This is a genomic window from Pseudoalteromonas sp. NC201 (assembly GCF_002850255.1).
Classification (GTDB): Bacteria; Pseudomonadota; Gammaproteobacteria; order Enterobacterales; family Alteromonadaceae; genus Pseudoalteromonas.
Map to the genome: position 1 here is coordinate 1 of NZ_CP022523.1, position 26,026 is coordinate 26,026.

Sequence of the window (26,026 nt, forward strand, 5' to 3'; positions counted from 1 at the left end):
GCAATGCGACGGGTTTTTTGCTATGTGTGATTTAAAAATCTCGCGAGGTAAACTCGCTCCTACCACAGTATAGGCACAGTGCAACATGGTGAGAGGTGGTTCACCCACCGATGGCTTGCAATGAAGTTCCAGCAAAAAATGTACCTCAAAACCCGTTGCAGTAATGCAACGGTGGGGTATAGAGAGTCACGCGAGGTGAGCTCGAGCCCACCATATACATTGCTAGGGTGTGAAAAAACTCCAGGCGATAAAACGGCTTGTCTTATTACCTTGCTCCATCTCGATCACTTTTACTTGCTCTGCAGCGAACTGTTTAAGTTGCTGTTTAAGTGGTTTGACGTTGTCTTTATTAGAGATAAGGGAAGTAAACCAATAAACTTGCTCTTTGAAAGTGGCACTCTCAGAGATCATATCCAGTATAAAACGCTTTTCTCCACCTTCACACCATAACTCTTGAGCTTGGCCGCCAAAATTTAGCGAGGCTTGTGGTGCTCGGTTAAGGTTTTTCCACTTTCTTTGCGTGCCCTTATTTGCATCTGCTTCACTGGAATGGAAGGGCGGGTTACACATTGAAAAATGATAAAACTGGTTTGCTTTTATTATTGTTTTAAAAAAGTGATTAGGCTGCTTTTGTTGCATCACTTTTACCGGCAGCTTATTTAGTTCTGCGATGGTTTTGGCACACTTCACAGCAAGAGGATTGATGTCAGAGGCCACAAAGCGCCAGTTATATTCTCTTGATCCCAAGATGGGATAGATCAAATTGGCACCAGTGCCAATATCTACGCCTTGCACCTTATCTGGCAAGTTACTTTCATCTAACAGATCTTTCAACGCATGGATATAGTCTGCTCTGCCTGGAACCGGCGGGCATAAAAATTGTGCGGGGATATCCCAAACTTGTATATCGTAGTCTGATTTAAGCAATGCTTTATTTAACAGTTTTACGGCATCTGGATTAGTGAAGTCGATGCTTTTTATGCCATCAGCTCGGTTGTAAGTAAAATTCTTTAAAGCGGGTTCAATCGCTATAAGCTTGTCTAGATCATAGCCTGAATTATGCTTGTTTCTTGGGTGCACAGGATTCTTCGAATAAATAAAAAGGATTATAACACTTTTAATCGAACGCTTAAGTCTTGAATACTGGCTTTATCTTAAAGGCATATCAACCCTTTTATTTGCTTCGTTTAAGAGTTTACTTATCAACCAGTCAACTGGTACGATGAGGTTAGTGTTAAAAGAATAAAAACAAAGAAATGATAGAGCAAAAATCACTATTAGTAGATATAGCAGATGGACATAAACTCCACCTCAGATATATAGCAAAACCGGATAGTAGCGGCCCCGCTGTGTTTTTTATGCATGGTGCGGTTGAAAATGGCAAAATTTTTTATACTGAAAGTAATAAAGGGCTAGCGCCTTTTTTAGCTGAACACGGCTATCGCTGTTTTGTTGGTGATCTTCGTGGGCGAGGAGAGAGCATACCTAAAATCGACGCTGAAGCGGATTATGGTCAAACTGAATCAATCTTGCACGAAATCCCTGAAATGCTGAATTTTATCGAACGATATACCGGATCTAGAGCACAATATTGGATTGCGCATTCTTGGGGAGGAGTATTGATGAATAGTGTTTTTGCACGCTTTCCTGAAGAAATTCAGCATGTTAAAGCATGTGTTTATTTTGGCTCTAAGCGTAGTTTACATAACAATCACCCGAGCAAATTACTTAAAGCAAACCTGATATGGTTTAACGTTGCGCACTATTATTCGAAAAAGCATGGGTACTTACCTGCGAAGAGACTTGGTTGGGGAAGTGATGATGAGTCTTTAAAGTCACATGCACAAAGCGCTGACTGGGCACAGAAGCACCCATGGGTTGACTCGGATGACGGTTTTAATTATGCCGCGGTATTACAAGACATGACGTTGCCTCCAATCTTGCACATTGCTGGCGTTAAAGATAAAGCACTGGCACAACCTGTCGATATTCAAGCGTTTATTTGTGAATCTGGAAAGGGGATACAAGAACTCAGAATTTATGGAAAAAAGCACGGCCATCGGCACAATTATGGGCACATAGACATGTTAACCCATAAACATGCACGTGATGATCAGTTTAAAGATTTGCTGGCGTGGTTTGATCGCTTTGTGGTTGAGCAATCATCTTCTCAATAAATGCTTCATAGCGCAGCCACTTTTCCAGTGGCTGCGTACTGATTGGCTTTCTGACCTGCGCCTTACTTAGGGTATGCACCGGCTTTTTAGATTTGTGAAACTCCAAGCATTCAGGTTCGTATTTTTGATATAAAAAGCTCAAGCATTGTCTGAGGGACTTTTCAGGCTCTGCAATAAGTTGTTCGTAACTGAGCGTAAAAATATCTCTTTTCATAAATTGGTTAAAATGTGACATCAAGTCGCTTTGCGCTTGCGCATACAAGGCAAATTCACTTAAAGAGCAAAAGTAAGGCTCGCTTTCGGCGAAATGATTACTGTAGACCGACCAGGCTGTTGCATTGAGGTTGCGAGTTAAATGAATAATTCGCGCCTCAGGGAAGAGCTTGTGGATTAAGCCCAGATTTTGAAAATTAGCTGGAAGTTTATTGATCACCACTTCTTCCGGCACTCGATGTCGCTTTATCTCGTCGACATAGAGTATGCGGCAATGATCTAACATAGAGTTACTTAGTTGGTCTAAACAACCTGGGAACTCTGAATTGTTGCGTTTACTGAGGTAAGGGACAATTTTATCGCTGATCACGGTATTCTCGCCTAGTGTACCAACATGTGAATGTTGTACTAGCATTTGTTCTAGGAGAGTCGAGCCAGTTCTTGGCAAACCAACAATAAAAACAGGGGTAAATGTTGTCTTAACCTTATCACTGGGTTTATCAAAAAACGCTTTGCCACAATACTTTTTGATTGATTCAAAAAATGGCAGCATGTCTACAGTACGAAACTCGCTCATCAGCAGCTGTGTATCATTCGCTAAAGCATAGTTATCTTGGGCTGCATTAAAGTTACCTAATTGTTCATGACACTTAGCAAGAGCATAGTGGACCACGGTTTTTAGTCTCGGTGCTTCAAACTCATTTTCCAATTTTTCTAAAATCGCTAAATATGTAGGTAATTCTTTGGCTGAGGACATTTGTACCAGTTCGTACAGCATAAAGGCAGTCACTGTACTATGAGGACAATCTAACCCCGCTTTAAAGACATTTTTGGCTTGTTCAATAAAGCCATAGTCCAGATAAAATTGACCGAGTTGGTAATGGGCTTGGGCATTATGTTTTGCCACGCTTAAGGTGTATTCAAGTACGGTTTTTGCGTCAACCGGTGAACCTACGGCTAAAAATGCATCGGCCAATGCGAAGAGCGGCTCAAGCATTTTTGGTAAATGTTCGCAGGCTCTTTTTAAATAGTAGATTGCGTTATCATACTGCTCTAAACGCATGCAAATGCGGCCTAGACCAAATAGAGCTGGACCGTTGTTTGGTGACTGTTTTAGTACAGACTTGTACATAAACTCAGCTTCTCTAAGCTTGTTTTCGGCTAATAATTCGTTGGCTCGCTTTAATAACAACATGTTTGTATTCAAAATTAACTGCTTTGTTATATAGGATAAAAATAAAAAGGCGAAATAGCTAATGCTAGTTCGCCTTTGTTTCTGGGTTACAGTAAAAGTTAGAACGTATAGGTTGCTTTCACATAGTAGAAACCACCATTAATACCGTATGGTGAAGTTTCATAGTATTTGCCACCCCAGTTGTTATTTGGGATACCTGTAGCGTCAAAGAAGTCTAGTTCTTCAGCATCTTGGTCAAAGATATTATTTGCACCAACAGATAGACTGATCGAATCTGTTGCAAAGTAGGTAAGCTCTGCATCAAATGTGATTGTCGCGTCCGCTGTTTTTGCTGTTGCATCATAATCGACGTGAACGCCTTGGTATTCGCCAAAGTAGTTCATACGAACAAAACCTGAGAAGTTATCCCATTGCTGAGCCCAAGTTAATGTGCCTCTGTGCTTCGGTAAGTCGTTTTCTAAACGAGATACCTTGAAGTCACCTGTGATAGCAGAGAAGCGGTCTACTTCGGTTTCATTCCAGTTGTATGCGGCACTGAATGTTGCATAACCACCCAGCATATCCATAGAATAGTTACCAACTAAGTCGATACCTTGAGTCGTGGTATCGAAGTCGTTAGTGAAGAAGCTCACCTGCGCTAAGTTATCAACGTTAGGAACACCCGCCGCTTTAAGGGCTGCTTTGTCAGCATCACTTAAAACGATTTTTTCAGACTGGCTTAGACGGTCAGTTACTTCAATGTTGTAGTAATCTAACGTAATAAATAAGTCGCCAGAGCGATATACCGCACCTAGTGTGTAACTTTCTGACTCTTCAGGAGTCAATTCAGTACCACCAAGCTGCTCTGAAACAGGGTTTGTTGGTGGTAATAGTGCTGAATCTACCAATACACCACTGCTTAAGTTTGTCTGCACGTTAGACACGTTAGCTTGACCTACCGTTGGCGCGCGGAAACCGGTACTGATTGAACCACGAACCGAGAAGTCTTCGGTAACATGATATTGACCCGTGATCTTAAAGTTTGTAGTCGAACCAAATGAATCGTAATCTTCGTAACGAAGCGCCCATCCCATCATAAACTCTTCAGTAAATGGGGTCTCGATATCCACATAAGCAGCATAGTTACGACGAGTGTATTCTCCTGCTGCAGAAGGTTTGAAGCCTGGGAAACCATTTGAACCTATCCCAAAGCCTTGCTCAGTCAGTGGCCCTGCAATAAATGATGCTTCATCACCTGAAAGTACTTCAAATGTTTCTTCATGCCACTCAAGACCTGCTGCAACGTTTACATCGTAAGCTAGGTCAAAGTCATAGCCTTTTGACACGTCAAAGTTAAAATTCTTTTCCAGTTGGATGTATTTACCTGGGCTGAAGTCCATAGGCGTATCTGCGCCAAGTGAAGCGTTTACCGTGTTAGTGATGAAGTAACGTGATTCGTTACGACCAACCGAGCCACTTAAGTCCCAGTAACCCCCCTCCAAAAAGCCGTCTTTAAACTCACCTTCAACGCCGATAGTTAGAGAGGTATCAGTGATGTTACCACCAAAGTTCGGCGTGAAACCTCCAGGTAAAATTTCATTAAAGGCAAAACAGTTTCTACCTAACTCGGTATCAGCAGCAATTAATTGATACGCTGGGATGTTCGCTACATTTTTATCCGTCAAGTTAACTACCGGACATTCGATACCCACACCTACACCATCTAAGTCTCCCACTAACAGCGTTTCACCACCGTCGTTAGAGTATACACCAGGACGGGTTTGTGGATTTCGATAATAGAATCCGCCTTTAACGTCTCGCTCGGAGTAGTTGCCAAACATATAGAATCGAGCATTGTCAGTGACATCTACGCCAACATTACCGAAGATACTTATATCATCTTTAATTTCTGGCGCACCCCAGATCTGCGCCGGGTCGCCAACTCCTTCAACTCCGGCACCAATGTAAGCTGCTGCATCAGGACGCTGAACACTGCGGCTAGTCGCATCCGCTTCTTTGTACTGAAAGCTTAAGTTAGCAAAACCATCATCTGTAAATGGCAAACCTACGTTACCTTCGATAACCGTCGTGTCGCCGTCACCTTCGTAGTATTCACCTTGACGAATAGAGAACGAGCCCCCTTCGCTAGCGTCTTTAAGTACAAAGTTCATTACACCCGCGATTGCATCTGAACCGTACTGCGCGGCAGCACCGTCGCGAAGTACCTCCACCTGTTTGAGCGCGATACTAGGGATCACTGAAATATCAGGACCTTGAGCACCGTCGTTAATACCGCCACCTAAAAAGGCAATAACCGATGAACGGTGGCGACGCTTACCATTTAACAAAATCAGCGTACTGTCCGCAGGCAATCCGCGTAAGTTAGCTGGCCTTACTAGAGTCGCTGCATCACTGATTGGGTTTGCATGTACGTTCAAAGATGGTACAGATCCTTTCAGTAATTCCAGCATGTCAGAGCCCGCAGCTTTCGACATATCTTCAGCACCGATGATGTCAATTGGCACTGGTGACTCGCCTACAGAGCGAGGAGCAGCCCGGGAGCCAACTACCGCGATTTTTTCAATTTTTTCATCTGCTTTTGCTTGGTTGGCTTCTTCAGCCATTGCGGTGGTAGTAAGAAGTGAGGTTGTTGCTGCTGAAGCGAGCGCGAAGCGAATTGCACGGCGCACCGTGTTACTTTTTAGTTTCATCCTGTTTCCCCAGTTGATTGTTGTTGTCATACCAATAAAAAGGCCATTTATAATATTTTTACCTTTAATACACATATAATTTAATTTGCTATGTGTTGGCAAGCGCTTTTTTAAAATTAGCAGTGATTTCTGAAACTGCAACTTTCTTAATAACTTTTTGTTTAGGCTAAGAAGAATTGCAAAGGTTGAATGATAAGTTATTGTTGAAGATGAACTTTTGGACGGTTTAACTAGTTTTGAAGAGAAACACCCAGTTGCTTATAATTTGTTGTTACAAAGTTTAGCGAGATTACGGAAATTTCATTATTCAGTTTTTGTAGATTAATTGAGCAATGCTAGGTGCTAGTCTTTGTGTGAGTGATTATTGTACAGTTTTGTGTGGTAATTGAGGTTGATTTTGTTCTAGTTCGTTGTTTTACACACTTTACGTATAACTTTACTCGTTAGAATAGCTAATTTGTACCAATGGCTAATAGCTAAAGTGCTAAAAATTTTGATAGACTCTGGACAACACTATCTTTGAGTTTATTAATGAAACTGATCAAAGTTGTCCATAAAGCACCGATGCGCGTTGCTCGGATCAGTAAACGCAGACAGCAAATAAGATTGCGCAGAGCAATGATTGCGCTCAAATGCGCACTAGAACAAGAGAAACAAGAAACGAAAGAAATGCTTGAGATATACAAGCGATATACTTTGGGGCGAGCGCATAAGGCTGAGTTAAAAACAGCAAACGCCCAACTTGTGGATATTCTCAAAGGATTAGGATTGGGTGTGTTTGCCGTTTTACCTTTTGCCCCCATTACCATTCCGATAATCGTAAAGGTCGGTCAATTAGTGGGCGTGGATGTTTTGCCTAGCTCATTCAACTTGAAAAAAAAGCCAACAAAAACCGAGGAACAGTGAATTTTCTTTTTAGCCTTGGTAATCTAAGTACGAACATAATAAATTTGAGGCCTACATGAACAACCTACTCGTTCACTCTGCGAAGGGTACACCCATTTCTATCTTCTCTGCTGCAGAATTAGCGTCATGGCAAGCGCAGCAGTCAAGTACGACACAGCTTTTCGTAAAAACCGCACAACTTCAATCGCAAAAAAATATTCTTATTCCGAATGCTGATTCTGGAGAAGTAGAGCGAGTTATTGTTATTGCTGAAGACGATGATTTTTGGCTATTGGGCGATCTTGCAAAGCAGTTACCAAAAGGTACTTATTTTATTGATATCGCTTCTGAGCAAGTTGAGAGCCACGCTATTGCGTTTTTACTGGGGGCGTATCAATTTTCTGCTTATAAAGAATTGCCAGCGATTGTCGCAAAGCTTGCTATCGAAGATGCTGATATATATGCCAAAGTAAAAGCGGCTGTCGAGTCTATTAATCTTGCAAGAGATTTAGTAAACACACCGGCTGCCGATATGATGCCTCAGCACATGGCTGAAGTAATGGAAGAACTTGCCGAGCAATATGGCGCATCATTTGAACAAATCATTGGTGATGAGTTATTGGAGCACAACTACCCAACAATCCACATGGTGGGCCGTGCGAGTGACAATGCTCCGCGTTTGCTTGACTTACGTTGGGGTAATGAAAACCACGCAAAACTTACGTTAGTTGGTAAAGGCGTATGTTTTGACTCTGGTGGTCTGGACTTAAAACCTGCGTCTGGAATGCGTAATATGAAAAAAGACATGGGCGGAGCGGCTCATGTTATCGCGTTGGCCAATATGATTATGGCGGCAAAACTGCCTGTAAGATTACGCGTACTTATCCCAGCGGTAGAAAATGCGGTTTCTCGCAATGCCTTTAGGCCAGGTGATGTGATCAAAACACGTAAAGGTATTACGGTTGAAATTGACAATACCGATGCCGAAGGACGCTTGGTTTTATGCGACGCATTGGCAGAAGCGCAAACAGAAGCGCCTGAGCTATTGATTGATTTCGCAACCTTGACTGGTGCGTGTCGCGTTGCACTTGGCACTGAACTACCTGGTTTTTATTCTACAGATCAAGCGATTGCTTCTGAGCTAATGGAAATTGGTCTGGGTAATGCGGATCCTATTTGGCAACTGCCTTTGTTTGATCAGTATAAGGCGCTGTTCAAGAGCGATATCGCCGATATTGCTAACTGTGGTTCGACGCCGTTTGGTGGTTCAATAACAGCTGCACTGTATCTAAAAGAATTTGTTGAGCCAGCCACGACACCTTGGCTACATTTTGATGTGATGGCTTGGAACGTGAGAGCGTTACCGGGTAGACCTGTTGGTGGTGAAGCATTGGGTCTTAGAACCATGTTTAGTTATCTTGAGAAAAAGTTCGGCTAATCACAATCACAGAGCCTGAAATCTATGAAAAACCCAGCTACGTAAGCTGGGCTTTTAGTTTGTCTAATAACCGAATTGGTATAATTAATTTTAGATTAGTTTTACTGCTTTTCAGGAATGTTTTCTAAGATCCCTTTCATTTGCTGCCAATATAGGCCAACGCTTGAAATTTCTACTTTTTCCTCGGGAGAGTGTGGAAATTTGATGGTTGGACCAAAAGAAATCATATCCATGTTCGGGTAAGGTTCTTTGAACAAACCACATTCAAGACCAGCATGAATAACCATAATATGTGGCTTTTCACCGTAGATTGATTCATACATATCACGGAAAATAGCTAATACTTCTGAGCTTGGATCAGGTTTCCAGCCTGGGTAAGCACCACTAAATTCAATGTCTGCTTGTGTCAGCTCAGCCAGTGAACGCAACATACCCTCGACATCACTGCGACCAGAATCAATTAATGAACGGATCAAACATAGGACTTCTAAACTGTTATCTGTAGTAGAAATTACACCCATATTAAGTGAGGTTTCAACAACACCTGGAATATCGTCGCTCATGCGTACAACACCATTAGGGCAAGCATTGAGAAGCGCTAATACTTTGCTTTCAGAAGCTTGGCTCATTGGCAACGTGGTACTTTTTGAGGTGCTGAGCGCAAATGTGATCCCGGTTTCTATGGCACATAATTCTTGCTTAATGATGGTTTCATAAGCTTCAATCAGCGCCTGGAACTCGCTTATTTGCGTTTCATCAAAACTAATGACAGCGTATGCTTCGCGCGGAATTGCATTGCGTAGGGAGCCGCCTCTGATCTCGATAAGTCTTAGATCAAAGTCTGCAATATGGTGTTTTAAGAATCTTGCGAGCAATTTATTAGCGTTTGCACGACCAGTGTGAATGTCGACGCCAGAGTGTCCGCCGCGTAAGCCTTTTAGAGACAGCTCAAAGATTTGATGGTGTTTAGGTAACGCTTCTCGCACGAGTTGTAGAGTTAAGGATGCATCTACACCACCTGCGCAACCCATATAGATTTCGCCTTCTTGCTCTGAATCGGTGTTGAGCAGAATTTCTCCTTCTAACCAGCCAGATTGCAAACCAAACGCGCCGCTCATGCCTGCTTCTTCATCAACGGTTAGTAACACCTCAAGTGGACCGTGTTTGATATCGTCAGCGTCTAATACGGCCAAACATGATGCCATGCCGATACCATTGTCTGCACCTAATGTAGTGCCAGTTGCAGTTACCCAATCATTATCAACATATGGTTTGATTGGATCGGTAACGAAGTCGTGTGCTGTATCGTCATTCTTTTGTGGCACCATATCAATGTGTGCTTGTAGTACAACAGGCTTACGATTTTCCATGCCACTTGTTGCAGCTTTTTTGATGAACACATTACCAGTGTTATCACGACGTACGTCTAAATTTTTGCTTTTAGCCCAGTCAACAATAAAGCTTGCTAGCGCTTCTTCGTGTTTTGAAGGGTGGGGAATGGCACAAATTTGGTCAAAAAACTTCCAAATTGCTTGTGGTTCTAATTGACTGATCTCGGTATGCGCTTTGAGCACAATAAACTCCTTGGATGAGCGATAATAATATTGCAATATTACCACCCACCCAAGGGCAAGATCGAGCAATTAACCTTAATTCGGGAGAGTAGGTTAGTTATTGAGCTTGACTCGCAGCCACTGCTGGTGCAATCAACTCAAGACCTGTTTTATCGCAATCAGGTAAACGTGCATCCGACATCGCAATTGGGGTCGTTCTTTCTCCCCATTTTAAATAGCTCGCAGCCCAGGTTAATCCAGCGCCAAATGCCGCCGACATAATATTAGCGTGTGGCTTAATAAGACCACTTTCGACAGCTTCACACAGTGCAATTGCAATTGTTGCAGCTGAGGTATTACCGTACTTGTCGATATTGACCATGACTTTATCATCTGAAATTTCCAAACGATTTTGGATCGCTTGAATGATACGAAGATTTGCCTGGTGCGGGATAAGTACATCAATGTCTTCTAGTGATAGCTGTGCTTGGTTGAGTACATCATCACATGCTTCACTCATACCTTTTACAGCACGCTTGAAGATTTCACGTCCCTCAAAAGAGAGGTCAGAAGGTCCGGTGCCTGCACAGCGGTCCATATCGGTACCATAGTTTGGAATGTGTAATATACTTCTGTCAGTGCTATCACAGCCAGTTTTGGTGCCTAATAGGCCGGTTGGTTCCTCACTTGCTTCAAGCACGACAGCACCAGCACCGTCGCCAAATAATACCGCGCTGTCGCGCTTTGCCCAGTTTACATACCAAGTCATACGCTCAGCTGCAACAATGACTGCTCTTTTAATCATACCGGCTTGGATCTGTGCGGTGGCATTTTGTAATGCATACAAAAAGCCCGAACAGGCCGCATTGGTATCACATGCTGCAGCACCCACGGCTCCAATATTCTTTTGTACTAAAGAAGCTGTATTTGCCACCATAGTTGACGGGGTGCAGGTTGCAAGTAGAACAAGATCGATGTCTTTACCTTCAAGTCCTGCACATGCCAAAGCGTGTTGGCTTGCAACCGTTGCAAGTTCGGCAGTGCTAACATGACTAACGCGTCTGGATTTTATACCTGTTCTTGTACTTATCCATTCATCATTGGTATCAACGATGGTGCTAATTTCATCATTACTGATGCTCGCTGGTGGAATGCACTTACCCCAGCCCGTGATTTTTGCATAAACCATAGTGTCTCTTATTCTAATCCGACCAGTTGGCCAATTTTTTATTTATACCAAATCCTTCACAGTATTGCCATAAAAGCGAAGCTGTGGCTTGTAAAACGGCGATATAACTGAGTTCGATCACACCTATTTTCGCTAGATTAGGTATAATTCTTTTATCTTAGCTTAGCTTCTTATATTTTCATGAAAATTGCGTTTTCTCCCAGCTCTGCATTGGGTCAACTGTTGTTGTTGCGATCTGTGGCAATCATCATTCAAATAGTGATGCTCGCTATCGCAGCTCTAGTTTTTGGTAAACAATTTGATTTTGTTGCAGTGGTTGGAGTGGTGGCAGCGGAGTCGGTATTTCAGCTATTAAGTATTTACGCCTACCGTAACACAAAAGAAGCCGCGTCTATTGGTATGACAATGCAATTGTTGGCGGACATTTTGTTTCTTACTATTTTGTTGGACCTGACGGGTGGAGCGACCAATGCGTTTGTGTCCTTGCTGGTATTGCCAACGGTTATTGCAGCAGTAACTATTCCAACTATCAACATGTTGATGGTGTCGGCTGGGGCGATTGGGGCTTATCTTTATCTTTATATAAAAATGTCTCATGAACATGTCCACCATATGGACATGAGCACTCACTTGCTCGGGATGTTAGTTAACTTTACTTTCACTATTATAGTCGTTGTTACCGTGGTGAGCATATTGGTAAAGCAAAATCGAAAAAAAGAGCGGGCAATTGCCATGTTACGAGAGCAGCAGCTACAGCAAGAACAATTAATCGCATTAGGTAGTGCGGCCGCACAAGCAACCCATCAACTCGCCACGCCAATCGCACATTTGGCGCTATTACACGAAGAGCTGGAGGAGTCGTATCCAAAAGATCCATGTGTTCAAGAAATGTCGGAACCTCTTGGGAAATGTAAGGAGCAGCTTAATGTCTTTAGAGAATTCACTGAGTATATAAAGTCAGCGTCTAAACAAATGATAACTGCAGAGCATCTTGCAGAGCAGTTAAAAGAATTAACGAATTTACAATTTCCACGGCAGCATTTTCGATTCGATATTACTAATGTTCAGGGGGGGCTGTGCGATGATCCTATGTTGATGCCTTCGATTTTGAACCTTATTAGTAACGGTGTGCGAGCAAATGAGCAAGCAAAACAGACGGACATAGAGGTGATATTTACCTCCGAGCCGACTGAGCATGTGATAACCATTCTTGATAAAGGTGAGGGAATAGCAGAAGAAAGGCTAGCGCAGCTGGGGCACAATGTAGTGAATAGTGAATCTGGGCTTGGCATGGCGGTACTGCTTAGTCATGCGACAATTGAACGGCTTGGTGGACATCTGCTTATTGAAAGCGACGTTACCGATGGGACAAAATGTACGATTAAACTACCAAGGGTGAGTGATGAATTTACTGCTTGTTGAAGATGACGTGCCTTACGCACAAACATTGATGAGGCGCTTGGAAAAACAAGACTTTGGTGTTGAACACGTCACTTTAATTGAAGATATGCAGGTGGCTTGTAAACGAGAAGCTTTCGACTACATATTGTTGGATATGAAGCTGGGTGAGTCCAACTCAATAAACTTCATAACACAAATCAAGCAGCTCAATCCAAGCGCTCGCATTGTATTATTAACGGGTTATGCTAGCATTGCAACTGCAGTTGAGGCGATAAAATTGGGTGCTGATGACTACCTAACTAAGCCAGCAAGTACCAGTTTGATAGTACAAACGCTATTGGGAGAGAAAACTCAAGAAATCGTAGAAGAAGTCATGTCTCCAGAACGACTTGAGTGGGAACATATTCAGCAAGTTCTAAAGGCAAACGAAGGTAATATTTCTGAAACTGCACGGCAACTTAATATGCACCGAAGAACGCTGCAGAGGAAATTACAAAAGAAACCTGTTTATAAGTAGGTTTTCACTTATACTCATTATTAAATAAAATGAAATATGCTGAGTTAGTCGATGATATTCTCATTTGAAGCATTGAACCTTTGGGCAATTATTCTCGCCGCTTTGTCTTCCTTTATGTTAGGTGGTATTTGGTATTCGCCTATGCTGTTCCAAAAAACATGGATGGAGGGGTGTGGGTTGACAGAGCTTGACTTACAAACGAGCGATCCCAAGATGACTTTTGGCGTCGCATTTCTGTTATCTTTGTTGTCCGCTGTGTTTATGGCTGTGATGCTTGATCTATCGCTCTCTTTGTTAGCGGCTACCGGAGTTGGGCTTGGTGTGGGAGTTTTTTTCGTCGCCTGTTCATTAGGAATAAGCTATATATTTGAGCAGCGCCCGATGAAACTGTTTTTAGTCAACGGTGGCTATCATGTGTTACAGTTTACGCTCATTGCATTTGTACTTAGGATCATGAGCTAACTCGGTATGGCAAAACCCAATAAAAAAGGCCCTGTTAGAACCGTCGATATTTATTGTTCTGGATGCCGCCAGCAGCTATTTAAGTATCGTAAGGGAGGCAAGGGCAGCCTCGTCAAATGTTTTAAAGAACGGATCACCCAGGACTTTACCACCAACCAAGTAAACTGCCCCAATTGTGAGCAAGAGTTTGCCCGGGATACATTAGTGAGAGGTGCGCCAGCACTGAAAATGATTGGTGGCAAGGTCACCTTCAAGTAGTCATTACTTGAATTTTCATTGCTCACTTTTTGTTGTTATCAGACAAATGTCCTGTCTTGAATTTCCCAGTTTGTTACTATTTCGCCGTTTGGCTTTGCTGTTTCAATGAATGAAAATGACCCTTCCCATGGAACTGGGCCAGCCTATTGGGTCTTGCTAAATGGAAAAAACATGATCGATTTAATGTTCGATATCATCGGTATGACAGGCACTTTCTTGGTTGTTGGTGCATTCTTTATGCTACAGCTGGAAAAGGCATCTCCCGATAGTTTAACGTATAACTTGATGAATTTAAGTGGTGCGATCCTACTACTGATTAGTCTTTGTTATAACTTTAACCTTGCAAGCTTTGTGATAGAGTTATTTTGGATCGCAGCGTCTTTAATTGGTTTATTTAAATATTTCAAAGCGAGAAAGTTGGCATCTGCTTAGGGTCTAAAAGAAAAGGCTAATCAAAAACTTGCGTAGTGGCTAGGAGCAAGTATTATTAAGTTAATCATATGCTGCTACGTAGGTTAGAGTAATCTAACACTACGAGTGAAGTGTGGGAACATAGAGCTCGTATAATATGAAAAACTTAAGCGCGTTAATTAAAGTCACTCCATTCTTAATTCCTTTTGCGGTAGTCGCTGAACCAGAAGCTATGGACGCCGACCTTTATCAGCTGTCGTTTGAAGAGCTGTTGAATGTAAACGTCTCTATCGCAACCAAAACCGATGAGACTAGGGCATCGGTTCCCTCTAGTATTACTGTCTTTAATTCAGAACAAATCAATAGCCTAGGTGTCGACAATGTTTATGATTTAATGAATTTTGTACCTGGCTTTCAATCTACTCGAGGCGATTGGGTTGGAGCCGTGCCAAAAGAGCATACCCGTGGTGTGTATCTGGATACTGGACATGTGTTAGTGATGATTGACGGGCAAAGGCTGAATGAGTCTTCATTCGGTAAAGCGTCGGTCTACACCCCGTACATTCCCATTGAAATTATCAATAAAGTTGAATTTATTCGAGGCCCGGGCTCCGCACTTTATGGCAGCAATGCCTTTCTTGGTGTAATGAATATTATTACCAAAAAACATAGTAATCAGCTTTCTGTTGGCTATGGTGAGCATGGCAGCGCTCAAGCGGCGATCAATATTTCAAAGCAAGTGTCTAACGAAACACTGGTCTACGCTAATATTGCATTTAATAAACGCACTGGTGATAGCTATTTTGGAGGTGCCGTAAAAGACCCGTTAGAATCACTTTTTGCTGTGTTTGGCGGCAATCATCAAGCGTTAACATGGCAAGTAAGGTTTAACCGCACTCAACTTGACGAGTTTTTAAATCTTTCCCGTTATTCCCCTGAAAACGAACACAAAAGCGAGAACTATGCGGCAACATTTGAGTATCAGTGGCAAATTACTGAGTTACTCGAGTTAACCCATAAACTGAGCTTTATTGAGCATAACATTGAAAGTGCAGGGCTCATCGTTACAGCAGCAGAAATAGGTATCACGCAAGGAGGTGACTTTTTAGTTGGCCCAGCTTGGCAATCTAGAGACTTAACTTATAACCTAGATGGTGGTTATAAACAAAATGACCATTTACAATGGAATTTCGGGATTGAGTTGTCAAAGGAAGAGCAAAGTAAAGCAGGTGTAAGAACTACTTACTATGACCAAACTGCTGGTGACATCATTATTTATAACCATACCTATTTGGGTGGTGTGCAGACAATATCTGACTACGCGCCATTTTATTCGCTACGTCAGGATTTTGATTCTTATGCGGGTTATGTTCAAGCTAAGCATCGATTTAGCGAGCAACTTAGTATGTTTGCAGGAGCACGATATGACGAAGTGAAAGACATAGACGATAATTTATCGCCAAGGCTTGCATTCGTTTACGGCTACGATGAAGCAAACACTTTTAAGCTACAATATGGAGAGTCTTTTCGTACACCAGTCAGTAATGAGCTTAACTCAAACGATGACGTTACATCAGGTAATTCGAACTTAACTTCAGAATATGTAAAAACGACAGAGCTGGTCTGGCATTATCAAGACGAGTCCAAACAATTTGACGCGGTACTGTTTAACAATGAACTAGAAGATTTTATTAATCTTGTATCCATTGATGATGAGCAAGCTGAGTTTACATTTGATAATGTCTTTGAGACGAGTATGCAGGGTATTGAAGTTAATGCTAATTTTAATTTAAGTGACTCAACATGGATACAAGGTGCATACACCCAGTTATTTGACGAGCCATTAAACGGCAGTTTTAAAAAGTTTGCTGCGCTTGCCTTTACTCATAAAAGAGGGGCGGTAGAAGTTACTTTAAATGCAATTTGGCGAGACACAACATTGATACTTGCACCCCCAGAGTCAACTGTAGATGATTTCAAGCAGTCAAGTTACTACCTCATTGGCGGTACCGTTTCTTTTAATTTGGATAACAATACTAAAATTCAACTGAAAGCTGAAAATCTTTTTGATAAAAAATACACTGTATTTGATCCAAGATTGATTGATGGTCATGTGCCACAACAGGGCAGAAATTTATTGATTCAGTATATTAAGAATTTTAATTAGCTGATGGGGTAGGTGTTTATAGAATGAATGTGCCACCTATACGGTGGCACATTTTTTATTACTTAAAAGAAGGTATAATCAACACGCAGGCTGATTGTGCGGCCATTTAGGTAGTTAATATACTCTTGTGCTGCTGAATTATTGGCGTTTCTAGAGCGAGCACGCATATAGGTAGCAGTTTCTTTATCAAATAGGTTATTAACGAATACACTTAGTTTTAGACTATCACTTAGCTGAATACGTCCTGAAACGTTAAAGACACTATATGCTGGTGTTTTATCTTCATCACGGACATTAAAGTGTGTTTTATATTCGTCATAGAAAGAGTATTCACCTCGGATGTAAGCATCTTTACCGAACAATTGAATATTTTGATCAAGCGCTAGATATGCATTCCATTCTGGTACCATTGTCATCTTATCACCAGCGCTTGCTGAGATAGAGTCATTGTCTTCTGTGATCTCAGAGCTTGTGTACGACGTGTTGAATGACATCGTTAGGTCGTCAGTTAAACGAGCTGTTGACTCAAACTCAAAACCTTCAGACTTAGCTTCACCACCGTTAGCTGTATATGAAAATCCACAAGTGTCCATATATACTGAGGTTTTAATATCAGTCCAATCGATACGATAGATTGCAGCAGAGAAATCCACTTTTCTGTCAAGTACACTTGCTTTAAGACCTAGCTCATAGTTTTCGATAGCATCAGACGTGTAACGGTCTTTACGATTTTTAGCAAGCGGATCAGCCTCACATGAAGCTGCTAATGGACCATTGTTACCACCTGGTCGATATCCTTCTGAATATAAGCCGTATACAGACATTTCTTCACTTGGACGGTAAGAAACACTGAACTTATAGCGGTTACCTGATTCTTCACCACTTAAATTATCTTCAGAAGTTGCCCAAATACCTTCTTGCGTGTAGTGAGAACCATCTTTAAGTTCAAAACGGCGTACACCACCATTCACTTCAAGGCTACCGGAATCACCTAAATCAAATTCGTATGCAACATCAGCGAAGAATGCGAGTTCTTCCGAGTAATCACGAATGTTGGTAAGGTTCCAGTTGTTCTGAGGGTTGCCAAATGTGTCTTTACCAATTTGTGTAGCATCTGCCCCCCACCAATTAAGTGCTAGCGCAGATACTTTGTCGCCTTTTTCATGATATTGATTTTGGTAGTCTGGATCGTAGCCGTATTCAACTTCGTCATAGTAAGCGCCGATAGTCCAAGATAGAGGCGAGTTTACATCAATATTTTGGAAGCGCAGTTGGTGAGTCACACGCTCATATTTGCGATGGTCAATGATCCAAGTACGGAACATATCTGATGCATCTAAACGACTCCATCCGGTTTGAATGCTGTCTTCTTCATAAGTACGGTGAGAGCCTGCGTAAGTTAAAGACGCTATATCTAGGAAGTTATCATCCTGAATATTTAAAGTGAAAAGATCATTAGTTGAGTCAGACCATGGGTCCATTAAGTCCCACACTTGGTATTTTTGTGGCACACCTTTGTTAGCAATTGGTGCGTTGCCCGCGTTACATTGAGGGCGCTCAGCTGTCTCAGGACAAGAAACTTTAAAGAAATCGACATCATATCCGTAAGCTGCTTCCTCATTGGCTGTTAGGCTGTAGTCCCAATAATAACCTGGTGTAGAACGGTCACCTGTTGTCGTACCTGTGTCGCTGAATGTCGTATGTGCGTAGCCTAGAGTAACAGAAGTTTCTGGGTCCACTTGCCACAATAGTTGGCTGCGGATAAAGCCTCGGTCTGCGTTACCCTGAACACCAGTATTCATATTAACCATTTGATAACGTTCATGTTCTGTATTACCACTTACACGCAGTGCTAACGTATCATCAACAAGTGGAATGTTAACACCCATTGAAATATTACGATGTAGACCATCTACATCTTTTTCACTTCCAACCTGTGTAGACGCGAAAAATTCAAATTCATCAAGTACAGGCTTTTTAGTGATGATCCTAACCGTACCACCGATAGCGTTTGAGCCATAAAGTGTACCTTGTGGTCCTCGTAAAACCTCAACTCGCTCTACGTCGTTTAAGTTTTCAAAAGTAAAAGGAACGTCGTCGACAAAAACGCTGGTTGTATCTGGAAATGCAGTGTTACCTCCACTTAAGCCACGCAAAATAAGTTGACCTCTAGGAGAAGCAGCCCCAGCGAGCGTTCTATAAAAGTCTTCTGCTGATACTAAGTTACGATCAGCGATGTCCATTGCTGAGATAGTAGAAACCTGCATTGGAATTTCTATGATGGTTTCTTCTTTACGACGAGAGGTAACGGTAATTTTTTCTATTTGTTCTTTAGCACCGTTTTCTGGTTGTTCTTCCGCGGTTACGTAAAAGCTTGCTGATGCAGCCAGCATGCTAAGGCAGAGAGTACTCTTAGCAAATGGTATCTTCCCCAGTGGTTTCATTGTGATTTCCCTTATTGTTTTTGTGTGAAAAATACAATAGTACCGATATTTGTACTATTGCCTATGTATCAATGAAGGGTAAAAATAATTTATTAATGTAAATTATTCAAGTTTAATGTAACTTTATTTTTGTTGTGGTGTTTTTGTTTTATTTAAGTCTATACTAATCATACGGTTATTAGTTTGAAAATTAATACTTAGAAATATGGAATTAGCCAAAAGTCTAATAGGGTTTGGAATATTTAATTCTAATAAAACGTTAGTCATCGGAGTTTCTGGCGTTCAGGGTTCTGGTAAATCAACACTAAGCTATTCTCTTTGTAAACAACTTAGGGAAGTTGGCATTACTTGTAAGTGTGTGTCGCTTGATGATTTTTATTTAGACCCAGAAGAGCGGGCATTACTTGCTTCAAAGTTTCATCCGCTGTTTCAACAAAGAGGCTTACCTGGTACACACGATCTTCAACTATTACAAGATGTTATGAGCAGATTTAAACGCGGTGAAGCATTTACTTTACCAGTATTCGATAAATCAATAGATAGGAAGTTGCCAAAATCAAAATGGCGAAAAGTTGATGCGGGTTTACAGGTACTTATTATCGAGGGATGGTGTATGGGAGTGGAGCCGCAGTCTAGCGATGAGTTAGCACCTCCCGTTAATCAATTTGAGCAAGAATTTGATAAAGACGGTTCGTTTCGCTTAAAAGTGAATCAAATTTTATGTGAAGAGTATCAAGCTATTTTTTCACAATTAGATAGTCTCATTTATTTAAATGGAATGAGCTTCGACAGAGTATATCTGTGGCGGCTGCAACAAGAGCATGTGCTCAAAGCATCGAACGGAAAAGGGATGAGTGATGAGCAAGTTAGACAATTTATTCAGCCATTTCAACGCCTATCGGCATGGGGAATGCGAAGCTTGCCAAGAATCGCGGATATTGAAGTGTGTTTGGGTGAGAATAGAGAAGTGCTGCAAATAAACACTCAGCTTGGCGAATACACAAGCTGAGTGTAATTTTTGTTAAAGTTGATGAGTTATGCTGCTAGCTCTTCAACACCAACGATTAGCCAAGGTGCATCTCCCGTCGTTTTACGCTCTAAGTGCCATATTTCGTGGATAGGTTCCTCTTGCATGTCGCCGAGATCACGATATTTTCCAGTAAACTTAATGCTTACTTCCCAAACGTCAGGACGTGTATCAGCACGAACTAACTCAGCGTCAACAAACATCACCTCAGTGTTAACGTCACCTTGTTGCTCTCGTTCACGCTTGAACTCTTCAACCAACTCTGGGCTCAAGTATTCAGAAACCGTCGAAAAGTCGTTGTTATTCCAAGCGGTTTGGATAGTTTGATAATGCTGTCTTGCGCCTTGTAAAAAGCCATTGATGTCAAAATCTCTCGGCAAATTCATAGGCACGCTACCTGCGCCAAAACCACCGCCAATTGGTCCTTGGCTTTGAAATTGCTGTGGTGGAGTATTGTTGTAGCCACCCATAGGTGGCGCGCCGGCATAAGTTGGCTGCTGTTTTCTTGCAAGCATGCCCTTAACCAATTTGAAAATTAAAAAGGCAGCAGCGGCAAGCAGAATCATCTCAAGGAATTGGAATCCTTCAAAATCATCGCCAAGCATCGCGGCAATTAGACCACCGGCTAGTAATCCGCCGAGTACACCAGCCATAATGCCTTTTTTACTCGATTTAGGCTTTGCTGTAGATTTTGCATTTAATGCTTGTGTATCAGTTTGTTGCTTTTGCTGAGTCGTTTGCGTTTGCTGGGTTTTGCCTGAGCTCTTACTACCAAACTTCTTTCTCGCTTCAGCATTAAAACTGGCTGTAAATAAAAAAGAAACAAGGGAAAGTAACACAATGAAATGTTTCATAAAGTTCCTATATACCAAAATAACTGTCGCCATTGTAAAGAACTAACATGGCTATTTAAATAGGTATGTACCTCAATTAAATTTGTATTTTGAGAGGTTTAGTAAGGATATTGAGACACCGCCCCAAAGAGTGGGGCGGTAGCATTATAACCAGCGTAGTGAGCTTGTCACTTCTGATTGGAAGGTTTCAATTGGCGCACCTCGGTTTGCCACCAGTATAGTGTTGGCTTTACCATCATGGGCAATTAAGCCCTCAAAGCGGCTATCACCAAAACTATCTTTGCCGTCAATCGTACTTTGTTGACCTGCTGGCACGACAAAAACCGTGAGTGGACCAAATTCGGATTGCATAACCAAGTGAAGGCTTTTTTGACCTTTAAAATTACAAAATGTCGCGTAAACCACTTTACCCGGCAAGTTGTCGAACTTACCCCCAAACATCGCGAGCTTCTCATTCACGGTTTGCAGTGACACTGTTTCTTGCTTCTGCAGTGCATTTTCTTCGTAATACACATGAGCAAGCGCATGTTCACCGGTATCGACAGGGTGTCCAAAACCGCCAAAGTAAAAGACCACGGCGGCAAAAAATACACTGGCGGCAATCGCAAATGGTGCGGTAGCGCGTCTAAACCAAGACGCTTTCACCACTTTTTGTTCTTCCGTTTCAAGCTTCTTTTGTTTTGCAATTATCTTGTCAGCCAACCCCTCTGGCACATCAATATCGAGTGATTTACCCAAGAAATCGTCGAAAGCTTGCATTTCTTCGACCAGCACTTGCAACTCAGGTTGCTGTTCGGCCTGTTTTTTGACCTCTTCATCATGAGGATCAGCAACGAGGCGGCGTCGAAATTCGAGTTCATCCATTAGTTTGATGCCCCCTTTATTGGTTCATATTCAGTCGTTAAAGCGTCTTTCAGCTGGTTTCGAGCACGGTATAATCTTGTCATCACCGTGTTTTTATTCAGCTCAAGTATATCGGCGATTTCATCCCCAGAACATCCCATCACCACTTGCAGAAGCAGTGGTTCACGATATTCTGGTGCTAAGTTGGCTATTTGTCGTTGTACAACGGTTTGCTCCATTGCATCATCCAAAGCCGAACTGGTATCGTCGACCAGCGTATCTTGTTCAACCTCCGCATAGTCAAATTGCTTACGCTCAAAACGACGTGCATTCTCTCGTCTTAAAATAGTTAATAACCAAGGCTTTGCTGCATTCTCATCTTGTAATGAATCGAGTGCGCGCCAAGCCCGCAAAAAAGTTTCTTGTACTAAGTCTTCTGCTATTGTCGGATCGCCAGACAACCAATAAGCGAACTTATATAGCTCTTTGTGGTACATCCGAACCAGTGACTCGTAGTGATGTTGTTTACTGGCCATATCTATGAGACCTATCTTTTTGCAGGTTTATTTCAACAAAAACTCATTTTATTTTAGTTGATTCTGGGAGTGTATCTCACACCAAGCATAATTGATCTGTTAATTATTTACTAACAAATCTAATTCGTCTTGCAATAAAAAAGCGCCCTGAGGCGCTTATTGGTATAGATTACCTAAACTTTGGCTTTTATTTGTGTGAACAGTGCTTTTAACACTGGTTTTAACTTCACCATATAGTTGAGACAAGTCTACTTTTTCTCTATTGCCTCCATACAACGAGCTTTGCAGCGTTTGTACTTGTGCTTGCAATGAGCTGGGTTGAAGTGCTAGCCATTGTGCCATGGTGATATTTTGTTGTTTGATGTAGTGCAGTAGCGCTTGATAAAAGCCCGCTGGGTTATCTTGCTTAACCGCTTTTTCAAACGAAATAAAAGGTGCTGAATTTTCATCAGTGACCGTATTTACTATGGGGCTTGCGGTCGGTTTTGTTCTTAGACGCCATATTAGTAATGTTATTAGCCATAATGCGTATCCGAAAGCGGCGAGTCCCCACATCCACAGCGGGATAATTTGTTCTGTGACCACGTTGGTTTGCGTAGCAGGTGATGGGTTTACGCTTGGGCTTGAAAGCGGCTGCTGGATTGGAGCTGTCTGTGGTAAAGTAGGCTGGTTTGGATCGAGAATCACGCTGATAGACTTACTTGGTAACGTCGCAAACTCTTCACGTTTAGTGATGGTATTAAACCAGGGGAGTTTTACTTCGGGCAGAGTAAAATCACCTGCAAGTTGCGGTAGGTAAGCAAATGAAATGGTTAACTGTGAGATGACTTTCCCATCTCGGGTAATTTGCTTGCGCTCTGACGCGTCTGGATAAATTCTAAATCCATTAACGTCTTCAAGCTGAATGTCAGGAAGCTGCTCTTTAGTAACACCTACTGCAGTGAGTGTTAATGTTCGCGTAATAGGCGTTCCAACGGTAAATTCAGCGTCTTTGGGCTGCCACTCTTCAGAAAAATTTAAATACTCACTTGGTAACCAGTTGTCAGCAGCGTTGGCTGGGATAGGGGACACTGAAAAATCGATGGTATTGCCAACCGCAGAAGTTGCCATTCTACGATAGCCATCTCTGATCTGCCCGTTGAAGATAGGTGGTTCAATAGTGAAATTGCCACTCTTTTGCGGTTGGATCATGTATTCTCGGGTGAGCACCATGAAACGTCGGCCATCTATAACTTCATATTCTTCATGGCCTTTGCCCAATTGTGTGAAGTTAGCACCGTCTGAAACTGGAGCACTTAGTTGGCCATCTAGTAACTCCTTTCCTACATATAGTTTAAGGGTATAGAGCGCAGCCTGTTGAACATATAGGTTTTTTGTCTTGAGTTCGGTTTTTACGAATATATCGTTGCTTTGTTGTTCATCATCACGAGCGACAACTTTGATTTCGATCGGCTGGGTCGTTTCACCATCTACCTCTAGCGCAGGAATGGTGTAAGTACCCGGAGTGCGCGCAACGAGCTGCATCTGCCAGGTAGTGGAACTTGAAACGCTGCCATTAATAATACTGGTTCTAGAGCTAGTATTTACAGGGCTGGTGACAAAATCATTACTAAGCGCTGAAACATCCGGAATGGTGCCTTTGACCTTACCCTCAGCGATAATCGACAACGTGAAATATTCGCCTGTCAGTACCGGGTTTTTGTCTACGCTTGCTGTGAGATTATCCAAAGCCAACGATGTCTGGCTTAATATCAACAAAGACAGAAAAAGTATAATGCGTTTTACCATGATTTTTCAGCTCCCCTTGGCAGACGTCTTTGTTTACGTTGTTGTGCTTCTAATTGCATTTTATTTCTCAATAATATGGCTGGATCATCAGGTACTTTTCTAAGCAGTTGATTAAGCTGTTGCGCTTTCTCAATTTCTTCAGGGGTAAGTGGCCGACTATCTTGCATCATTGCTGCCTGTGCCTTTTCTTCATCCTGCGGTGATTGTTCGGGATCGGGCGTAGGTGCGGCTTGCGCTTGCTGTTGTTTTTGCTCTTGAGTTTGTTCCTCGGCTGCTTGCTGGTCTTGGCGGGCAGCATCTAGCTCTGGCTCGTTGTTATTTTGTTCTGATTCACTTCCTGCTTGTGAATTCTGTTGGTCTTGCTGACTTTGTTGGTCTTGCTGACCTTGTTGGTCTTGCTGACTTTGTTGGTCTTGCTGACCTTGTTGGTTTTGCTGACCTTGTTGGTCTTGCTGACTTTGTTGGTCTTGCTGACCTTGTTGGTCTTGCTGACTTTGTTGGTCTTGCTGACCTTGTTGGTTTTGCTGACCTTGTTGGTCTTGCTGACCTTGTTGGTCTTGCTGACCTTGTTGGTCTTGCTGACCTTGTTGGTTTTGCTGACCTTGTTGGTTTTGCTGACCTTGTTGATCCTTTAACGCTTCGACTAGCGCTTTATTATCCTTCGCTTGCGTAAACTCAGGATCTAAGGATAAGGCTTTTTCGTAGGCAGAAATCGCGTCGTCTAACTTACCAAGCCGTGCTAGTGCATTGCCTAAATTGTATTGGCCTTCTGCTGAGCTTGTTTGTTCGAGTGTTTTTACCGCTCCTTCGTAATCTCCGGCTTTATAAAGGGCTGCGCCTTTTAGTACCGAATTATCGGCAAGGGCTGCCTCATCAAACGCTTCATTTTGGTAGGCCTGCAGTGCGTTTTGGTCGCTATTTTTAAACCACTGTGTCCATTCATTCGCCAGCGCTTTTTGCTTTGGCAACATGGCAAAAACAATCAAAGTACTGAGCATAACAGCATGATTTCTAAGCAGTAGTAGTGCGAGTGGGATAAGTGCAACCAGCAGATATATTCCAGCATCTACTCGCCACTTAGCATTTTCTCTGTCCCGTTTTACCACAGATGTATTTGCATCCAAATTAGGTTCGAATGTATCTATATCGCTACTGTCAGTTGTGTAGCTGGCAAACTTTCCACCCTTTACTCTAGCGAGTTTTTCGAGTCGAGTAGGGAATAGTTTTGGCACGACTATTTGACCATATTGGTCTTTTAAAAAGCCGCCTTCAGGTAATTTGATGGGGGCGCCTTGCGCCGTGCCTAAGGCATAGATACTTAGCTTAAATGGGCTGTCAGAAAGGAGGCTTTGCACATCTTCAGCGTCTTTTTGCTCAAGTCCATCGGTTACCAAAATAATGTCACCATAGGTTGCACTTGCACCTGTTAACAAGCTAACTGCTTCTTCGATGCCTGCATACACGTTTGAGCCTTTTGAGGGCATGATCTCTGGACGAAGGCTCGGGATCAAATTCTCAAGTGTGGTGACGTCCGTTGTGAGTGGCGACACGGTAAATGCATCACCTGCATAGGCAACTAAACCCGTCTCGCCTTCTTTAAAAAGCTTGAGCATATCTAAAGTTTTAAATCTCGCTTGTGTTAAGCGGTTTGGCGCGAGATCGGTTGAGTACATAGAATAAGACATATCGAGCACTAACACTCTAGGTGCTTGAGTTTTAAATACTGGTACTTCTTGTTTTTCAATACTTGGTCCCGCAACCGCAATAATGGCCAACAAAAAGAACACAATACTAAGCCAAGAGTTACTTTGTTTTTGGTGTTTTTGACCACTGGATCCCATCACCACCTTCATCAGGTGCGGTGCGATAAGTTGCGCTGATTTTTGATTGGACTTTTTAGACCATTGCAGTGCACTGTATATCACCCAAGGAATAAGTAACCAAAGCAGATGTGGGCGAATAAATTCAAATTCCATAT

Annotated in this window: 21 protein-coding genes; 10 read left to right on the plus strand and 11 right to left on the minus strand. The window is 42.3% G+C overall.

Translation table 11 applies throughout. The annotated features are described in order from the left end of the window. Window positions 1-222: 222 nt before the first annotated feature. Window positions 223-1,080, minus strand: a complete 858-nt coding sequence (gene rlmF, locus PNC201_RS18015; protein WP_102057894.1) for a 23S rRNA (adenine(1618)-N(6))-methyltransferase RlmF — start codon at window positions 1,078-1,080, stop codon at window positions 223-225. Window positions 1,081-1,256: 176 nt separating this feature from the next. Here rlmF and PNC201_RS18020 point away from each other — a divergent pair, with 176 nt between their 5' ends. Beyond that, the gene (locus tag PNC201_RS18020) at window positions 1,257-2,177 is read left to right on the plus strand and encodes an alpha/beta fold hydrolase (protein WP_102057895.1); all 921 of its coding nucleotides are present in this window, start codon (window positions 1,257-1,259) and stop codon (window positions 2,175-2,177) included. Here PNC201_RS18020 and PNC201_RS18025 read toward each other — a convergent pair. Further along, window positions 2,119-3,585 (minus strand): tetratricopeptide repeat-containing sulfotransferase family protein, encoded by a 1,467-nt coding sequence (locus PNC201_RS18025; RefSeq protein WP_102057896.1) that lies wholly within the window; start codon window positions 3,583-3,585, stop codon window positions 2,119-2,121. The two genes, PNC201_RS18020 and PNC201_RS18025, sit on opposite strands and share 59 nt — an antisense overlap. A gap of 98 nt (window positions 3,586-3,683) precedes the next feature. After that, the gene (locus PNC201_RS18030) at window positions 3,684-6,275 is read right to left on the minus strand and encodes a TonB-dependent receptor plug domain-containing protein (protein ID WP_029215790.1); all 2,592 of its coding nucleotides are present in this window, start codon (window positions 6,273-6,275) and stop codon (window positions 3,684-3,686) included. Between the two features lie 531 nt (window positions 6,276-6,806). On the opposite strand from PNC201_RS18030, the gene PNC201_RS18040 reads away from it, so the two are divergent. Both PNC201_RS18040 and PNC201_RS18045 read left to right on the plus strand, forming a co-directional pair. Continuing rightward, on the plus strand, window positions 6,807-7,181 hold the full coding sequence (locus PNC201_RS18040) for a hypothetical protein (protein ID WP_102057897.1): 375 nt from the start codon (window positions 6,807-6,809) through the stop codon (window positions 7,179-7,181). Window positions 7,182-7,236: 55 nt separating this feature from the next. Beyond that, window positions 7,237-8,598 carry a leucyl aminopeptidase family protein gene (locus PNC201_RS18045; protein WP_102057898.1) on the plus strand — a complete coding sequence of 454 codons (1,362 nt, stop codon included), beginning with the start codon at window positions 7,237-7,239 and terminating at the stop codon, window positions 8,596-8,598. 101 nt (window positions 8,599-8,699) lie between these two features. On the opposite strand, the gene PNC201_RS18050 is transcribed toward PNC201_RS18045, so the two are convergent. Both PNC201_RS18050 and PNC201_RS18055 read right to left on the minus strand, forming a co-directional pair. Continuing rightward, window positions 8,700-10,172, minus strand: a complete 1,473-nt coding sequence (locus PNC201_RS18050; RefSeq protein WP_102057899.1) for an aminoacyl-histidine dipeptidase — start codon at window positions 10,170-10,172, stop codon at window positions 8,700-8,702. 97 nt (window positions 10,173-10,269) lie between these two features. Beyond that, window positions 10,270-11,340 carry a ketoacyl-ACP synthase III gene (locus tag PNC201_RS18055; RefSeq protein WP_010605206.1) on the minus strand — a complete coding sequence of 357 codons (1,071 nt, stop codon included), beginning with the start codon at window positions 11,338-11,340 and terminating at the stop codon, window positions 10,270-10,272. A gap of 180 nt (window positions 11,341-11,520) precedes the next feature. On the opposite strand from PNC201_RS18055, the gene PNC201_RS18060 reads away from it, so the two are divergent. The 6 genes from PNC201_RS18060 (at window position 11,521) to PNC201_RS18085 (ending at window position 16,556) form a co-directional block, all read left to right on the plus strand. Continuing rightward, on the plus strand, window positions 11,521-12,762 hold the full coding sequence (locus tag PNC201_RS18060; RefSeq protein ID WP_102057900.1) for an ATP-binding protein: 1,242 nt from the start codon (window positions 11,521-11,523) through the stop codon (window positions 12,760-12,762). After that, window positions 12,743-13,258 carry a response regulator transcription factor gene (locus tag PNC201_RS18065; protein WP_102057901.1) on the plus strand — a complete coding sequence of 172 codons (516 nt, stop codon included), beginning with the start codon at window positions 12,743-12,745 and terminating at the stop codon, window positions 13,256-13,258. The genes PNC201_RS18060 and PNC201_RS18065 overlap by 20 nt, the downstream gene beginning before the upstream one ends. 51 nt (window positions 13,259-13,309) lie before the next feature. Further along, complete coding sequence (locus tag PNC201_RS18070) at window positions 13,310-13,720, plus strand: DUF1761 domain-containing protein (protein WP_010605209.1); 411 nt, start codon at window positions 13,310-13,312, stop codon at window positions 13,718-13,720. Window positions 13,721-13,726: 6 nt separating this feature from the next. Continuing rightward, window positions 13,727-13,978, plus strand: coding sequence for a hypothetical protein (locus PNC201_RS18075; RefSeq protein WP_010605210.1), 252 nt, complete (start codon window positions 13,727-13,729; stop codon window positions 13,976-13,978). Between the two features lie 171 nt (window positions 13,979-14,149). Then, window positions 14,150-14,410, plus strand: a complete 261-nt coding sequence (locus PNC201_RS18080) for a CBU_0592 family membrane protein (RefSeq protein ID WP_010379248.1) — start codon at window positions 14,150-14,152, stop codon at window positions 14,408-14,410. Between the two features lie 136 nt (window positions 14,411-14,546). After that, on the plus strand, window positions 14,547-16,556 hold the full coding sequence (locus PNC201_RS18085; RefSeq protein ID WP_102057902.1) for a TonB-dependent receptor plug domain-containing protein: 2,010 nt from the start codon (window positions 14,547-14,549) through the stop codon (window positions 16,554-16,556). Between the two features lie 62 nt (window positions 16,557-16,618). Here the strand turns inward: PNC201_RS18085 and PNC201_RS18090 are convergent, their stop codons facing one another. Then, window positions 16,619-19,000 carry a TonB-dependent receptor gene (locus tag PNC201_RS18090; protein ID WP_010605212.1) on the minus strand — a complete coding sequence of 794 codons (2,382 nt, stop codon included), beginning with the start codon at window positions 18,998-19,000 and terminating at the stop codon, window positions 16,619-16,621. A gap of 205 nt (window positions 19,001-19,205) precedes the next feature. On the opposite strand from PNC201_RS18090, the gene PNC201_RS18095 reads away from it, so the two are divergent. After that, entirely contained in the window at window positions 19,206-20,009 is an 804-nt protein-coding gene (locus PNC201_RS18095; protein WP_102057903.1) for a kinase, read from the plus strand. A 26-nt stretch (window positions 20,010-20,035) separates the two neighbouring features. On the opposite strand, the gene PNC201_RS18100 is transcribed toward PNC201_RS18095, so the two are convergent. The 5 genes from PNC201_RS18100 to PNC201_RS18120 all read right to left on the minus strand — a co-directional run bounded on the left by PNC201_RS18100 (window position 20,036) and on the right by PNC201_RS18120 (window position 26,024). Next, window positions 20,036-20,881, minus strand: coding sequence for a Tim44 domain-containing protein (locus PNC201_RS18100; RefSeq protein WP_102057904.1), 846 nt, complete (start codon window positions 20,879-20,881; stop codon window positions 20,036-20,038). 144 nt (window positions 20,882-21,025) lie between these two features. After that, the gene (locus PNC201_RS18105) at window positions 21,026-21,745 is read right to left on the minus strand and encodes a DUF3379 family protein (protein ID WP_102057905.1); all 720 of its coding nucleotides are present in this window, start codon (window positions 21,743-21,745) and stop codon (window positions 21,026-21,028) included. Beyond that, complete coding sequence (locus tag PNC201_RS18110; RefSeq protein WP_010605216.1) at window positions 21,745-22,260, minus strand: sigma-70 family RNA polymerase sigma factor; 516 nt, start codon at window positions 22,258-22,260, stop codon at window positions 21,745-21,747. The genes PNC201_RS18105 and PNC201_RS18110 overlap by 1 nt, the downstream gene beginning before the upstream one ends. Before the next feature lie 156 nt (window positions 22,261-22,416). Next, window positions 22,417-24,048: a BatD family protein gene (locus PNC201_RS18115; RefSeq protein ID WP_102057906.1), complete on the minus strand. Its 1,632-nt coding sequence runs from the start codon at window positions 24,046-24,048 to the stop codon at window positions 22,417-22,419. Then, the gene (locus tag PNC201_RS18120; RefSeq protein WP_102057907.1) at window positions 24,042-26,024 is read right to left on the minus strand and encodes a vWA domain-containing protein; all 1,983 of its coding nucleotides are present in this window, start codon (window positions 26,022-26,024) and stop codon (window positions 24,042-24,044) included. Before PNC201_RS18120 ends, PNC201_RS18115 begins: the two co-directional genes overlap by 7 nt. Window positions 26,025-26,026: the final 2 nt, after the last annotated feature.

Excerpts from the sequence above, each read along its gene's own strand:
- PNC201_RS18065 (WP_102057901.1), top strand. The coding sequence starts at position 12,743 with ATGAATTTACTGCTTGTTGAAGATGACGTGCCTTACGCACAAACATTG.
- PNC201_RS18075 (WP_010605210.1), top strand. The coding sequence starts at position 13,727 with ATGGCAAAACCCAATAAAAAAGGCCCTGTTAGAACCGTCGATATTTAT.
- PNC201_RS18105 (WP_102057905.1), bottom strand. The coding sequence starts at position 21,745 with ATGGATGAACTCGAATTTCGACGCCGCCTCGTTGCTGATCCTCATGAT.
- PNC201_RS18095 (WP_102057903.1), top strand. The coding sequence starts at position 19,206 with ATGGAATTAGCCAAAAGTCTAATAGGGTTTGGAATATTTAATTCTAAT.
- PNC201_RS18090 (WP_010605212.1), bottom strand. The coding sequence starts at position 19,000 with ATGAAACCACTGGGGAAGATACCATTTGCTAAGAGTACTCTCTGCCTT.
- PNC201_RS18100 (WP_102057904.1), bottom strand. The coding sequence starts at position 20,881 with ATGAAACATTTCATTGTGTTACTTTCCCTTGTTTCTTTTTTATTTACA.
- PNC201_RS18020 (WP_102057895.1), top strand. The coding sequence starts at position 1,257 with ATGATAGAGCAAAAATCACTATTAGTAGATATAGCAGATGGACATAAA.
- PNC201_RS18080 (WP_010379248.1), top strand. The coding sequence starts at position 14,150 with ATGATCGATTTAATGTTCGATATCATCGGTATGACAGGCACTTTCTTG.
- PNC201_RS18110 (WP_010605216.1), bottom strand. The coding sequence starts at position 22,260 with ATGGCCAGTAAACAACATCACTACGAGTCACTGGTTCGGATGTACCAC.
- PNC201_RS18070 (WP_010605209.1), top strand. The coding sequence starts at position 13,310 with ATGATATTCTCATTTGAAGCATTGAACCTTTGGGCAATTATTCTCGCC.
- PNC201_RS18045 (WP_102057898.1), top strand. The coding sequence starts at position 7,237 with ATGAACAACCTACTCGTTCACTCTGCGAAGGGTACACCCATTTCTATC.
- PNC201_RS18030 (WP_029215790.1), bottom strand. The coding sequence starts at position 6,275 with ATGAAACTAAAAAGTAACACGGTGCGCCGTGCAATTCGCTTCGCGCTC.
- PNC201_RS18040 (WP_102057897.1), top strand. The coding sequence starts at position 6,807 with ATGAAACTGATCAAAGTTGTCCATAAAGCACCGATGCGCGTTGCTCGG.
- PNC201_RS18115 (WP_102057906.1), bottom strand. The coding sequence starts at position 24,048 with ATGGTAAAACGCATTATACTTTTTCTGTCTTTGTTGATATTAAGCCAG.
- PNC201_RS18055 (WP_010605206.1), bottom strand. The coding sequence starts at position 11,340 with ATGGTTTATGCAAAAATCACGGGCTGGGGTAAGTGCATTCCACCAGCG.
- PNC201_RS18120 (WP_102057907.1), bottom strand. The coding sequence starts at position 26,024 with ATGGAATTTGAATTTATTCGCCCACATCTGCTTTGGTTACTTATTCCT.
- PNC201_RS18025 (WP_102057896.1), bottom strand. The coding sequence starts at position 3,585 with ATGTTGTTATTAAAGCGAGCCAACGAATTATTAGCCGAAAACAAGCTT.
- PNC201_RS18060 (WP_102057900.1), top strand. The coding sequence starts at position 11,521 with ATGAAAATTGCGTTTTCTCCCAGCTCTGCATTGGGTCAACTGTTGTTG.
- PNC201_RS18085 (WP_102057902.1), top strand. The coding sequence starts at position 14,547 with ATGAAAAACTTAAGCGCGTTAATTAAAGTCACTCCATTCTTAATTCCT.